At 38.1% G+C, this 14109-nt stretch carries 11 protein-coding genes and 1 pseudogene; 8 read left to right on the top strand and 4 right to left on the bottom strand.

Features of this window, described 5'->3' with window-relative positions; all coding sequences use genetic code 11:
- The 4 genes and pseudogenes from M0R21_12990 to ndhC form a co-directional block, all read right to left on the bottom strand.
- A partial coding sequence (locus M0R21_12990; protein ID MCK9618737.1) for an NADH-quinone oxidoreductase subunit H occupies positions 1–631 on the bottom strand: 631 nt, incomplete at its 3' end.
- Between the two features lie 46 nt (positions 632–677).
- Positions 678–2266, bottom strand: a pseudogene (locus M0R21_12985) (NADH-quinone oxidoreductase subunit D).
- A 10-nt stretch (positions 2267–2276) separates the two neighbouring features.
- Positions 2277–2816 (bottom strand): NADH-quinone oxidoreductase subunit B, encoded by a 540-nt coding sequence (locus M0R21_12980; protein ID MCK9618736.1) that lies wholly within the window; start codon positions 2814–2816, stop codon positions 2277–2279.
- A gap of 11 nt (positions 2817–2827) precedes the next feature.
- Positions 2828–3178, bottom strand: a complete 351-nt coding sequence (gene ndhC, locus M0R21_12975) for an NADH-quinone oxidoreductase subunit A (GenBank protein ID MCK9618735.1) — start codon at positions 3176–3178, stop codon at positions 2828–2830.
- Between the two features lie 866 nt (positions 3179–4044).
- Between ndhC and rpsA the strand changes: the two genes are divergently transcribed.
- The 8 genes from rpsA to M0R21_12935 all read left to right on the top strand — a co-directional run.
- Positions 4045–5988 carry a 30S ribosomal protein S1 gene (gene rpsA, locus M0R21_12970; protein MCK9618734.1) on the top strand — a complete coding sequence of 648 codons (1944 nt, stop codon included), beginning with the start codon at positions 4045–4047 and terminating at the stop codon, positions 5986–5988.
- A 288-nt stretch (positions 5989–6276) separates the two neighbouring features.
- Positions 6277–7449 (top strand): TlpA family protein disulfide reductase, encoded by a 1173-nt coding sequence (locus M0R21_12965; protein ID MCK9618733.1) that lies wholly within the window; start codon positions 6277–6279, stop codon positions 7447–7449.
- Positions 7450–7635: 186 nt separating this feature from the next.
- On the top strand, positions 7636–9009 hold the full coding sequence (gene rmuC / locus M0R21_12960) for a DNA recombination protein RmuC (GenBank protein ID MCK9618732.1): 1374 nt from the start codon (positions 7636–7638) through the stop codon (positions 9007–9009).
- A 50-nt stretch (positions 9010–9059) separates the two neighbouring features.
- Entirely contained in the window at positions 9060–9767 is a 708-nt protein-coding gene (gene rlmB / locus M0R21_12955) for a 23S rRNA (guanosine(2251)-2'-O)-methyltransferase RlmB (GenBank protein MCK9618731.1), read from the top strand.
- Between the two features lie 2 nt (positions 9768–9769).
- Positions 9770–11671, top strand: coding sequence for a glycosyltransferase family 39 protein (locus M0R21_12950; protein ID MCK9618730.1), 1902 nt, complete (start codon positions 9770–9772; stop codon positions 11669–11671).
- 10 nt (positions 11672–11681) lie between these two features.
- On the top strand, positions 11682–12332 hold the full coding sequence (locus tag M0R21_12945) for a hypothetical protein (GenBank protein MCK9618729.1): 651 nt from the start codon (positions 11682–11684) through the stop codon (positions 12330–12332).
- A 366-nt stretch (positions 12333–12698) separates the two neighbouring features.
- Positions 12699–13283, top strand: coding sequence for a hypothetical protein (locus M0R21_12940; GenBank protein MCK9618728.1), 585 nt, complete (start codon positions 12699–12701; stop codon positions 13281–13283).
- Between the two features lie 180 nt (positions 13284–13463).
- Positions 13464–14109 (top strand): hypothetical protein (locus M0R21_12935; protein MCK9618727.1); only part of this gene is annotated, 646 nt, incomplete at its 3' end.

Below are 14109 nucleotides of genomic sequence, written 5' to 3'. Positions count from 1 at the left end.
CAGGGATATGTCCTTTGAAAATAAACCATCCGTCAGCCTGGTTTTCTATTATTGTTGAAAACTGCATGGTTCCTGCAAGTACACACATGGTTATCAGCGAAAGACCAACGGAAAGCTCGTAGCTTACAATCTGCGCACCGCTCCTCAATGCGCCGATGAGCGAATATTTATTATTACTCGACCATCCGGCAAGAAGAACTCCGATTACACCCATAGACGATACTGCCATAACATACAAAACGCCAATGTTAAAATCAATGGCGTGTAATCCTTTGGCAAAAGGAATGGCGGCTATTGCAAGAAAAGATGCCGCAATCACGATAAATGGTGCAAGATTGAAAAGGAATTTATCGGCATTTTTGATGCGTATCAACTCTTTCATCAGTAGCTTGATAAGGTCGGCTATGGTTTGGAAAAATCCCCAGGGACCTACACGGTTAGGACCAACACGGCATTGGAAAAATCCGCATACCTTACGTTCGGCATACACCAGAAACAGTCCTACTAAGGCATAAAAGGCGAGAATAGTAACGCCAATAATGGTCATCTCAATAACCATAGCCCAAACTGGCGACATCGCTGAGTTGAGACCCTCATCTATCCATTGCGTAAAGGAAGTAAAATCGTAAATATTGAAAACCATATATAAGTATATGAATGATACTATCTTTTGTTAATTATCTGTCAATGTCTGGTATTACATAATCAAGCGAACCACCGATAGCTACCAAGTCGGCAATTTTCTGACCATGAACCATGGTGTTGATAGCCGAAAGGTTACTCAGGTTCGGAGAACGGAATTTCAATCTGTAAGGATACTTATCCCCCTTGCTGATTATATAAACACCTAATTCTCCTCTTGCTGCTTCCACCCTTTGATAATATTCACCTTCAGGAAGTTTTATAACCGGCTTCATTTTCACTGAATAGTTGCCTTCGGGAATATTATCAATGAGTTGTTCAATAATTTTCATTGATTCCCACATTTCATCAATCCTTACTTTATAGCGTGCGAAAGTGTCACCATCGCGGTAAAGAGGTTCCACAAAGTCAACTTTATCGTAAGCACTGTAAGGATGAATCTTTCTCACATCGCAAGCCCAGCCCGAGCCTCTGCCTGAAGGTCCGGTAACTCCGTAAGATATTGCATCTTCGAGAGAGAGATAACCTATTTTCTTGCATCTTTCCTGCATTATTACGTTGCCGGTCAGCAATTGGCCATATTCGGGAAGTTTTTTCCGGAAATATTTGATAAAATCTTTTACCCTTTTCTGGAAACCAGGATGAATATCCTGCATCAAGCCGCCCGGAGTGTTGTAGCTCTGTATAAGTCTGCCGCCTGTTGTTTCTTCAAAAATATCAAGGATATATTCGCGGTCGCGTAAACCGTAGAAAAAACAGGTCAATGCTCCCAGGTCCATTCCGAACGAACACCACCACAACTGGTGCGATTGTATACGGGTAAGTTCATCGAGTATGGTTCTGATATACTTCACCCTTTCGGGAATTTCTATTTCAAGCGCATTTTCCACACATAAACATACGGCTTCGTTATTGATATGTGCCGAAAGATAATCAAGCCTGTCGCTCAGATGAATAATTTGCTGGTATGTAAGGTGTTCGCACATTTTTTCGATTCCGCGATGAATGTAGCCGCAGTGAGGCTCAACATTACGGACAATTTCACCCTGCAGTTTGAGTACGAAACGAAGCACTCCGTGAGTTGAAGGATGCTGCGGACCCATGTTGATTGTGTATTCTTCCTCCCTGTCGAAACGGGTATCTTTTATTTCTTCACGCATAACTATCTTTCAATGATATTTATTTCATCTTTATAGTCTTTTCGGAACGGGAAACCTTCTATGCGGGTTTCATCAAGGAAAAGCCTTCGTAAATCGGGATGATTGGTAAATTTTATTCCGAAAAAATCATACACTTCCCTTTCCAGAAATTCAGCCGTTTTCCATAAGCCGCAAATACTGTCAATTTCCGGATTTTCGCGGTCGTTTGTGCTCGTTTTTACTACAATTTCATGGTTATGTTTTGTAGAACGCAAATGGTAAACCACCATCAGTTTGCTTTCCCAGTCAACACCGCTCAGGTTAAAAAGATAATCAAAAGCAAGGTCTTTATCTTCTTTCAGACTTGTACAAAGTTGGAAAAAAGATTCTTTGGCTACCGTAAACGTCAGAAAATTCTTATCATCCAAAACTTCCGATTCCGGAACCAAGTTTTTTATTCTGTATTTAAGTTCTTCCTTATTCATTAAAATCTTATTATTTGTAATCTTTCATTGGGTTTCGGGGATCGGAGATGGTCTCTCCTTTTATTTTTCGTTGCAATTGCATTACACCGTAAAGCAAAGCTTCGGGGCGCGGAGGGCAACCGGGAACGTACACATCTACGGGAATGATATGTTCCACTCCACGAATCACTGAGTATGAATTATAAAAAAATGGTCCACCCGAAATAGCACAGGAACCCATCGCAATTACATATTTTGGATCCGACATTTGGTCGTACAATCGCTTAAGTACCGGAGCCATTTTATGTACAATAGTTCCTGCTACAACGATAACATCTGCCTGACGCGGACTTGCACGATATACTTCTATCCCAAAACGGGCAAAATCATGCCGTGAAGCACCGGTAGCCATCATCTCGATACCGCAGCAACTCGTTGCAAATGTGAGAGGCCAAATAGAATTCGATCTTCCCCAATTTATAATATCATCAATAGTAGTTAAAAGTATATTCCCTCCGGAATTTTTCATGATTTCAAGGGTTTCGTTATCCTTGAAATCGTCGTATTGCATTGATTTGATTTTTATTCCCATATTAACGCGTGTTTTTTCCATGCGTAAAGCAAGCCTAAACCTAAAATGAAAAGAAAAACTACAATTTCTATAAATGCTACCCATCCCAAATCCTTCATCACTACTGCCCAGGGAAATACAAATACCGTTTCTACGTCGAACACTAGGAAAAGGATAGCGAAAAGATAATACCCAACATTAAACTGAAGCCATGTAATACCCTTAGTAGGAATTCCGCATTCATAGGATTCAGCTTTCTGTGGATTATAGGAAGTTGGCGCCACAAAATAGGAAAAAATGATTGCTCCTCCTACCAGTACAACGGCTACAATAAAGAATAAAATTAACGATTGCGGACTCATATTAATATCTAAATTAAGTATGCTAACTTCGTTTTTTGAAGCAGCCCAAAATTAAATATTCATTTGAAAATACATAAAAAAATACCTTATTTATTTTGATTTTAAATTATATAAACTAATAAAGAGCCATTTAAATGTAATACATTATAAAATATGATTTTTGCAAAAGGTATTTTTTATGCCTGCACCATTATACTTCCGCCAATCATCTGTAATAGAAAAACAGTATCAGCACCCTTCTTGAAAATTTGCTCATTAACAAATGAGTGCAAGAAAAAAAATATTTTTTCCTAAAAACATAACTCCATGGGGAAATATAGTAATAAGCATGCATTTCCTTTCCTTTTTTGGATTTTTCGTATATATTTTTTTAGATTTCTGTGAAAGAAAGTATTATTGACTATCAAAACATTAAACAAAGCCACGGGCGTACATTTTCTATTTCTATTATTCAAAGTGTTTGTATTTTTAAAACCTGAGTTAAGCGTAAGGTTGTAAATTATTCTTGTAATATTTCAGCATATTACATTTCGCCGTAGGCGATTAATGTTAATAGAATATTGATTTTTTATAAAAAATTGTCCGTAGAACATTAATTATTAATTTCATAACGGTGAATTTACAGAAATAAAAAATCTTTTTTATTGGTATTAAACCCCTGACGGGTTATTATCAAGCAGATGTAAAACATATTTTATCCCAAACTCAGGTTACTAAGTACAATTTTTATTAAAGTATTCTTTTTCAAAAAAATATTTTTAAATTTGCACCCCGTTTTCAAAAAGCCTTACAAAGCTTTTGTAACGTGTAATTAACCTAATTATTAACCCGTTTCGGCAAAACCGAAACATAAAAATCAACAAAAAATGACTGAAGAATTAGAAGTCAACAATGTATCGGAAAAAGAAGAACAGGAAAATACAGTTTCCGAAACCTCTGAAACACCCCTGAGCAATAATCCCGAAACTCCGAAAACTGAACCCCAAACAAAAATAGCTCTTGTACCTGTCGTACCGGAAGAGTTTGACTGGGATGCAACCGGTAAAAAACACACTTCTTACTCAAAACAGGAACATGAACGCCTGGAAAATATTTACGGAAACACCCTGAGCCAGATTGTTGAACACGAAGTAATCAATGGCACCATCGTGGGTAAAAATAACCGTGAAGTTGTAGTAAACATCGGTTTTAAATCTGATGGTGTTATTCCTCTTTCCGAACTTCGCTACAATCCCGACATAAAAGTTGGAGATAAAATCGAAGTTTATGTTGATAGTCAAGAAGATATGGGCGGACAACTTTTGCTTTCGCACAAAAAAGCACGCATTCTTAAATCATGGGAACGTGTTAACCAGGCTTACGACAACCAGGAAATTATTAATGGTTATGTAAAATGTCGCACCAAAGGCGGTCTAATTGTGGACGTTTTTGGAATAGAAGCATTCCTGCCGGGTTCGCAGATAGATGTGAAACCCATCCGCGATTACGATGTGTATGTTGATAAAGTAATGGAATTTAAGGTTGTAAAAATCAATCACGAATATAAAAACGTTGTCGTTTCGCACAAAGCGCTTATCGAAGATGAACTTGAACAACAAAAAGCCGAAATCATCAGCAAACTCGAAAAAGGACAAATACTGGAGGGAACTGTTAAAAATATTACTTCATACGGTGTATTTATTGACCTTGGCGGTGTTGATGGACTTATTCACATCACAGACCTGTCGTGGGGCAGAATCAATCACCCTGAAGAAGTCGTGCAGCTTGATGAAAAGATAAAAGTGGTAATTCTCGATTTCGACGACAATAAAAAACGTATTGCCCTCGGATTAAAACAACTTACCCCTCACCCTTGGGATTCACTGGATCCCGATATGAAAGTGGGTGACAAGGTAAAAGGGAAAGTAGTGGTTATAGCCGATTATGGTGCATTTATCGAAATAGCCCCTGGAGTGGAAGGTCTTATCCATGTTTCAGAAATGTCGTGGAGCCAGCATCTGCGTACAGCACAGGATTTTCTCCATGTAGGCGACGAAGTGGAAGGAGTTATACTTACTCTCGAACGCGAAGAACGCAAAATGTCACTGGGTATCAAACAACTTATACCCGACCCATGGGCAAATATCATGGAAAAATACCCCGTGAAATCGAAACATAAAGCTACCGTCCGTAACTTTACCAACTTTGGAATTTTTGTTGAACTCGAAGAAGGTGTTGACGGTCTTATCCATATCAGTGACCTCTCCTGGTCGAAAAAAATCAAACATCCTGCCGAGTTTACCAAAATAGGTGAACAAATGGATGTGATTGTTCTCGATGTGGACGTTGAAAACCGCAGACTGAGTCTCGGACATAAACAATTGGAAGAAAACCCATGGGATGTGTTCGAAAGTATTTTTACTCCCGGTTCGTTGCATAAAGGTACCATTTCCGGTACAGGCGACAAAGGTGTTGTAGTTACCCTTCCTTACGGCGTTGAAGGTTTTGCTCCTCTGCGTCATATTGTTAAAGAAGATGGATCTAGTGCGAAAATTGACGAAACCATTGATTTTAAAGTAATCGAGTTTTCAAAAGATAATAAGAAGATTATTCTTTCACACAGCAAAATTTTCCAGGATGCACAAACAGCAACAAAAGCCCAGGAACAATCACAAGCCGATGATGCTGAAAAATCAACAAAAAAAGCTGTGAAAAAAATCAAGGACAATCTCGAAAAAACCACTTTAGGCGACATTGAAGCTCTTGTGAACCTCAAATCTGATATGGAACAAAGTGAAAAAGAAGCTAAAGAAAAAGAAGATGAAAAATAACCTTTTCATTGGTAACATTACAACCGCTCCTATTGCAGGGGCGGTTTTTTTATGCAGTCAACAGAAATTCATCTATAAAGAATAAGGGTTTCAGAGGTTTTCAAAGTGTATTACCCGGCAGAGCGGCAAATATTTTGCCGCTCTGAACAAAGCGGAGTTTGCACCCGCTGGGAAAATATACCCGTTGTTTTGCTTTTATAAAAATATTTGTATTTTCGAGCTCTTTACAGAGCTTACGACGGGTTGTAACCAATTTTAATAAAACACCTTATCATTAATAAATTATATATGAGAACTCAATTTGTTTTTCTTTTAATTTTAATTCTATCCTCTCTGATTTGCTGTAATAGTATTGCCCAGGCTACTTTATCGGATAAAGAGGAATTGGTTACTGTGCCAAATCAAAATAAAAGTGATTCCAAAGAATTAACAGAATTATTTAATGCCTTCTTAAACAAGCAAGCCCAAATAAACATAATCAAATATAATGTAATAAGAATAGACACATTGTTAAATGGAAACATATGGAATAATACAGGTAAAGTTTTGCTGGAGCGGGATAAGAAAGATTCTATTCTAAATATTAGCTTTATTAGTAAAATGGATAGTATGGACTTTGAAAATATCTATTTTCAAAATACTAACTACATGGTATTTACATCTAAATTTTACATGAAAGAACCAAATTTTAAAAATCATATATTCGGTTCGCCCGGAGGACAATTGGTTATTACCGATCTTCTTAATATTGATACAACAAATGTCAGATATTCACTTTCGGATGCTGATGATAAGCATTTCAAATTCAAATCTGACCAGTATCTGAATTCATCAATCATTACAAAAGTCCTGATAATAGATAAGCAAACATTGATTCCAATACAGTTAAGTCGCATAGAGAAAAACAAGGAGCATAATTGGAAACGATCAATATCATTCATTATTGATGATGTCATGATTAATAACCAGATCGGAAACAATGAACATGTTAACATTGCCTTCCTATCCAAATATGGACATGGTGAACACCCTACTGATACGTTAGCCAACAAGCTTGTAGGGAAAAAAATACCCGAAATAATATTCCAGACATTAGATAATAAGACTATTAATATACGAAGTTTGGAGTCAAAGATAGTTTTGTTGGATTTTTGGGAATTATGGTGTGTACCTTGTAAAAAATCATTACCAATGATCGACAAAATTGCCAGTACTTATGAACCATTTGGGCTTTTCACTATAGGCATAACATCAGGCGATATTGAAGAAACAAAAAAATATATTGAAAACAATGGAATTGAAATTATACAAATCATGGGTAATACAAAATTAAAGTCAACATTAAAAGTAGATTCGTTTCCAAGATACATACTTATTAACCGCGAAGGCATAATTACAGGTATTTACTTTGGATATTCAGAAAATATTGAATTAGACATCAATAATTTATTGTTAAAATAAAACCCCGGCTGAGCGGAATCCCGGCTAAACCGGGACAGCTCGAAACATAGTGGAATTTGTAATTCTGCAAACATAAACCATATCACTATATAAGCCCGTCAGGGTTACTTTTTAATAAACCAGCTCCGATGAATTCGCTCAGCTTTACAAATTTCATTATTTTTACACCATCTTATTTTTAAGAATATGACTTTTTTGTATCTTTTTACAGGACTTTTAGTTGGAATAATTCTTGGCTGGGTAATAGCCCTGAATAAACAACGTTCGACACAACAAAAACTCAACGACCAGATTGCGAACCTTGAAAAGGAAAATCTGCTTAAACTTGCTGAGACAGAAAAACAAAAGGGAATAATCCAGGAAAGGCTCAACCTTTTGCAGGAAGAATCTGTGAAAATGCAAAACGAGCTGTTTACCGAACGCGAACGAGTTGCCGCACAGGCAGACCGCCTTGCCCGTTCTGAGGAAATCTTCCGGAACATGCAGGAGAAACTTTCCACCCAGAAGCAGGAAATGGAAGACTTACAAACCAGATTTTCCGCCGAATTTAAAAATCTTGCCAACGAAATTCTGAAGCAAAACTCAAGGGAATTCACCGAAGCCAATGTGAAAAATCTGGGAGAAATCCTCAATCCGTTGAAGGAAAATCTTACCGATTTCCGGAAAATGGTAAAAGATGCCTATGAGAATGAAACACGCGACAAAGTAAGCCTGAAACAGGAAGTAAGAAGCCTTTTCGATCTGAATCGCAAGCTGAGTCAGGATGCCGAAAATCTCACCAAAGCACTGAAAGGCGATGTAAAAAAACAGGGAAACTGGGGCGAAATCATATTGGAAAGAGTGCTGGAGCGTTCTGGACTTACCAAGGGTGTGGAATACGAAACACAGTTTACTGCCCGCAACGAACAAGGAAGCCCTATTCGTCCCGATGTGATTATCCGGCTTCCTGATAATAAGCATATTATCATTGACTCCAAAGTTACTCTGGTTGCCTATGAAGCTTTCGTAAATGCCGAAAGCCAGGACGACCGCGACCGTTACCTGAAGCAGCATATTGAAGCTCTCCGCAGTCACATAAAAGGGCTGAGCGAAAAAAATTACCAGTCGGCGGAACTTTTCGATTCTCCTGATTTTGTACTTCTTTTTATGCCTGTGGAAGCCGCATTCAGCACGGCTATCCAAACAGATGTAGAATTATTTACTTTTGCATGGGAACGAAAAATTGTGATTGTAAGTCCTACTACCCTGCTGGCTACATTACGTACGATTGCTTCCATATGGAAACAGGAAAAGCAAACACAAAACGCACTGGAGATTGCCCGCCACGGCGGAAACCTGTACGACAAGTTTGTCTCTTTCCTGGAAGATATGAAAAAAATAAGTACCCAGCTCAACACACTGCAAAACACTTTTTCCGATGCCGAAAAGAAACTTAGTACCGGTAGCGGGAATCTTATTGGCAGGGTGGAAAAACTTCGCGAACTGGGTGTAAAAGTAAGTAAAGTGATTCCGGATAAATACCGACAAAACGGAGAATTGTTAGAAGAAGAAAACAAATAATACTTTAAAATTTGAAAAACGATAATTTAATTTACGGCATACGTCCGGTGATGGAAGCCATCCATTCGGGAAAAGACATTGACAAACTTTTTATCCAGAACGGACTGAAAGGAGAACTGTTTTTTGAACTCTGGAAAGAAGTGAAAGAACGAAAAATACCTTTTCAGTATGTACCTCCGGAAAAACTTAACCGTCTTACCAACAACAATCATCAGGGAATAGTGGCTTTTCTTTCGTTTGTAACCTACCAACGCCTCGATGATATTCTTCCCGAAGTTTTTGAAAGTGGCAAAGTACCGTTGGTAATTGTTTTAGACCGTATTACCGACGTACGCAATCTGGGAGCCATCGCCCGTACCGCCGAATGTGCCGGAGCCGATGCCATAGTGGTTCCAGAAAAAGGCAGTGCACAAATGAATGCCGATGCAGTGAAGACCTCTGCCGGAGCTTTGCATCACATCCCTGTTTGTCGCGAACCCAATCTGAAATTTACCCTTGATGTCTTGAAAGAGTATGGTTTTCAGGTGGTGGCTGCTACCGAAAAAGCAGATAAGTTGTATTATTCGGCAGATTACAGTCTGCCTACGGCATTGCTGCTCGGTTCGGAAGAAGACGGTATTTCGCATGAATACCTAAAAAAAGCAGATTTACAGGTGAAGATTCCATTGCTTGGCGAAATTGCTTCGCTCAACGTAAGCGTGGCTGCCGGAATTCTTTTGTACGAGGTAGTAAAACAAAGAAGTAACCTTTCCAAATAAACATGCTGAGGAAACATCCTGCGGAATGGCTGTTTTTGCTGGTAATTTTATGTGCCAGTGTGCTTAGGTTTTATCATTATGCTTCCTGGTCGCTAAGCAACGATGAATTGAGTGCCCTTTACCGGCTCGGATATAAAAACTTTCACGACCTGATTCAGTTCGGCGTGATGAAAGGAGATTTCCATCCTGCAGGAGTACAGGTGTTTTTGTATTATTGGGTAAAAATCCTTGGAAATTCGGTAGCTGCCGTACGTTTTCCCTTCGTGCTTGCCGGAATTTTTTCGGTTGGGATTGCTTTCCTGATTGCGCGTCGCTGGTTTGGCGAAGTTACCGCTTTGTTTTCGGCATCAGCAATGGCTGTGCTGGAATATTTCCTGCTTTACAGTCAGTTGGCACGTCCTTACAGCCCGGGATTACTGTTTTCGCTGGCTACGGTTTGGTTTTGGACAAAAATTCTGTTCAACCAGAAATCCCATTGGCTGAATTATGCAGGCTTTTTCCTTTCCGTGGTGTTGGCTGCTTACAGCCATAACTACAGCTTCCTTTTTGTTGTCATCGTAGGAATTACAGGATTTTTCTATCTAAAAAAAACGAACCGGATAAAATACATCCTTTCCGGAATAACCGCAGCAATACTCTATCTTCCTAATTTAAAGATATTTTTATACCAGTTTGCCATTGGAGGCGTGGGTGGCGAAAGCGGCTGGCTGGGCAAACCCCATCCCGGTTGGATAACAGACTATTTGTTTTATGCTTTCAATGGCTCGCTACTGATTGTCATCATTTTTGTCCTGTTTTTTCTGATTCCCATCATTCTGCGATTTAAAAAAAACCGGTTCAACCGTTTTCAGTTGTTGGCATTGCTGTTTTTTCTGCTTCCTTTTTTGATCGGCTATTTTTATTCCATTTTGCGAAATCCGGTTTTACAATATTCCATTCTGCTGTTTTCTTTTCCTTTTCTACTATTTTTTCTTTTTTCTTTTTTGCCACAAAAAATTAATGTAGGTACTACTACTTTACTGGTAATCTTTTTGTTTACTGGTATTTTTTCTACCGTTTCCGGGAAAAAATATTACTCTACGCAACACTTCGGAGAATTTAAAGATGTAGCTGCCAAACTCTGTGTCTGGGACGAGCAGTTTGGAGAAGAAAATGTTGCCAAGGCTCTTCAGGCAAATAATGTTTGGTATATCAATTATTATCTGAAACAGTTACACCATCCGGTTACATTTTTGCAAACAAAAAATGATGGTAACAACGATTTTCGGGAGCTGAAACAGGTAGTAGATGCTTCTTCAGCAGGGTATTTCGCTTATGCATGGACTAAAAGCGTTCAGGAAGAAGTGTATGATATTATTCAAACAAAATATCCGTATGTGATAGAAGATCATGACTATTCCGGTATGTCGCGGGCAACACTTTTCTCAAAAAAACCTATTAAGCAGGTAGCCGGAGAAAAAGTTTTGTTCACACTCAAAACAGATATGGAAAATGCTGCTGTGCTGGGAGTAGATTCAGTATTGCGCTGTACTTCCTGTGTAAAAAATGGCAGATATTCCCTGAAACTGGATTCATTACACGAATATGGGCTGAATATCACCATCCCTGTGCAGAAATATTCAGGGAAAATCCCATCTAAGATAAAAATAAGCCTTTGGGCAATGCTTTCTGATACTTCGGCAAAAGCAATTCTGGTAGTGGATATTTCATCTGCCGACAAAAAACCGGTATTTTGGGCGGGAAGGGAAATACAGTATTTTTTAAATCCAAATACCTGGAATCAAGGCTTTTTTCGGTGTAATCTTCCGGCTGGAGTAAAAAAGGGTGATTTAATAAAAATTTATCTCTGGAATCCCCAGAAAAAAACGATTTTTGCAGACGATTTTTGCATCCAATTTCAATAATTGTAAAGCAATGAATAAAGCATTTTTCAGAACGGGTGTTTTATCTCTTCTTTTTTTAATCAGCGCCTGCCAGCCCAAAGATAAAGGATACTGGGATAATGGAAATTGCAAGTTTGAAATCAGCAAATCAGGTGGCAAAATGAACGGTTTGGCAGTCTTTTACTACGAAGACGGTAACCGGCAGATGCAATGTACCTACAAAGATGACAAATTAAACGGAAAACTTATCCGTTATACACCAAATGGAATAGTGATTTACAGTGCCGATTACCAAAACGACAGGCTCTATGGAATTGTTACTTCATGGAATGATGCCGGCAAAAAAATTTCGGAAGAAAATTATATAAAAGACACCCTGCATGGTGCCTATCGTCAGTGGTATGAAAACGGGATGCCGAAAGTTTCCGGTAATTACAGGATGGGAATTTTTGATGGAGAATGGTTATATTATGACATTGATGGCAAGGTGTTTGGAAAAGGCATTTTTAAAAATGGCTGTGGCATATTGGTAAAAAAATATCCTCGTGGTACCGTCGAACGTGAAGTATCCTACACCAATGGGAAACGAAACGGTGAAGAAAAAATTTATACCATGGACGAAAAACTGGCAAAAGTAATTGTCTGGCAAAATGATAAAAAAATACAGGAAAAAATATACTAACTTTTGGGCATTAATTGATATTTTGTTTTTTTTACAACCCTCTTCTTTTTTATATAGAACTTTCTGTTCTTTTGCAACCTTTGAAACATTTCTCATTTGTAGGATAGAATTCTCCGCTTTCATTTAGGTTCTGTTTTTATACTTTTAAAAGTAATAAAAAACCATTAAATTACTGCTATGTTATGTGATTATTACCCTGTACTTTCAACGTTGGGCTGGTCCAATATTTTTTTTATTTTCCGGTGCTGAATACAACCTGCTTTTCCAATTAAAAAATATATTTAAAGAAACTAAAATATATTGTTTTTTATTATTATTTTTACTGGCGGTATTAAAACATGATTATTAACTTAAATTTACCAACTTATGAAAAACACATTTACAAAACTGTTTGTCGGGCTGCTTCTTATTGTCGGCATTTCTATTATTTCGCAATCGTGCAAATCTTCAAAAAAGGCTGCTACGCTTAAAGATCAGGAAGAAACTGAAATTTCGGTACTTTGTGCAGGAGGCGAATATCTTTCCGATGCTCAGCGTCTTCGTTTCAGTGCAGTAGGCGAAAGCATGGACCAAATGACGTCGAAAAAGAAAGCCTTAAGTGAAGCCCGTGCCGGACTTGCATCGCAAATGCAAACCCTTATCAAAGGCGTTATTGACAACTATCTGAAATCAGGTGAACACAACAACAAAGAAGACTTGATGGAACGTTACGAAGGACTTACCCGCGAAGTAATCAACCAGAAACTTACAGGTACACGCATCATTTGTGAAAAAATGACCAAAACGAAGACAGGCAATTTCAAAACCTATGTTTGTATCGAATTGGGTGGAAGCGAACTGCTCCAGTCTATTAGCAACCGGCTAAGCAACGATGAAATGCTGAAAATTGATTACAACTACGAAAAGTTCAAAAAAACTTTTGAAGACGAGATGAACAAGCAAGCTCAATAATTAACAGAATAAAAAGTTGTCCCGGCTTCTGTTTTCTACTTTCAGCTATTGTAAATAGCTTTAAATCATATTTTTTCAATAAACTGTAAAGCTGAGACAACTTTTCTTCGGGTTTTCTTTTGTGCATAGAAAGCGGTATGGATGAATTTTGCTGGATATTTGATTATTGACATCTTACATATGAAAAAGCAGAGAACCTTCTATAAAAAAATTGGCATTTTTGCAGTTGGGTTTTGCAGTTGCCTTTCCTTTTTTTTGCTTTACTGTGTAAGAATAAATTGCCAGGAACTTCCTGCTAAAAGCAGAAACTCTATTGACCGCATTCTGGAAAAAGAAATCCAAAATTATACAGCAGAAAATTGCAATGTAATTCCGGTAAATATTGCCCTTCCCGGTGATTTTTGTACGCCACTGCCACAGGAAAACAACAAAATAACCGTTATTGGAATTTCTGACCCCGAATTGGATTCGCTTACAGGAAAAGAACAGGCTTTACTACGCGCTCTGACAATTTTCTCACTTAAAAAAGCTGCATTCAACGGGATGAGTGATTATTACCAGCAGGAAGCCACAAAAAATATTAACAACAAGTATGAAGAACTTTACCGGATAACAGCCTGTTGCACTCTTTCATCCGGACAAATACACCAAATCAGCACACAACACTTACAAAGCGGAGAATATATTTGCCGTATCGCAGTGGATACAATCCCTGAAAAAATGAGCGACTCACTACATTTAAAAGCTGTTATTGACCTTTACCATAAGGAAGCTATTATTGACGGGAAACCTCAATCCATTTACAAAACAGAAATAGTTACGGCTG

The sequence above is a fragment of the Lentimicrobiaceae bacterium genome (assembly GCA_023227965.1).
In the GTDB taxonomy this organism is placed as follows: domain Bacteria; phylum Bacteroidota; class Bacteroidia; order Bacteroidales; family JALOCA01; genus JALOCA01.
This window is presented reverse-complemented; position numbering and strand designations above follow the sequence as displayed.

Coding starts and splice junctions, on each gene's coding strand:
- M0R21_12980 (MCK9618736.1), bottom strand. CDS start 2,816: ATGCAATACGACGATTTCAAGGATAACGAAACCCTTGAAATCATGAAA.
- ndhC (MCK9618735.1), bottom strand. CDS start 3,178: ATGAGTCCGCAATCGTTAATTTTATTCTTTATTGTAGCCGTTGTACTG.
- rpsA (MCK9618734.1), top strand. CDS start 4,045: ATGACTGAAGAATTAGAAGTCAACAATGTATCGGAAAAAGAAGAACAG.
- M0R21_12965 (MCK9618733.1), top strand. CDS start 6,277: ATGAGAACTCAATTTGTTTTTCTTTTAATTTTAATTCTATCCTCTCTG.
- rmuC (MCK9618732.1), top strand. CDS start 7,636: ATGACTTTTTTGTATCTTTTTACAGGACTTTTAGTTGGAATAATTCTT.
- rlmB (MCK9618731.1), top strand. CDS start 9,060: ATGGAAGCCATCCATTCGGGAAAAGACATTGACAAACTTTTTATCCAG.
- M0R21_12950 (MCK9618730.1), top strand. CDS start 9,770: ATGCTGAGGAAACATCCTGCGGAATGGCTGTTTTTGCTGGTAATTTTA.
- M0R21_12945 (MCK9618729.1), top strand. CDS start 11,682: ATGAATAAAGCATTTTTCAGAACGGGTGTTTTATCTCTTCTTTTTTTA.
- M0R21_12940 (MCK9618728.1), top strand. CDS start 12,699: ATGAAAAACACATTTACAAAACTGTTTGTCGGGCTGCTTCTTATTGTC.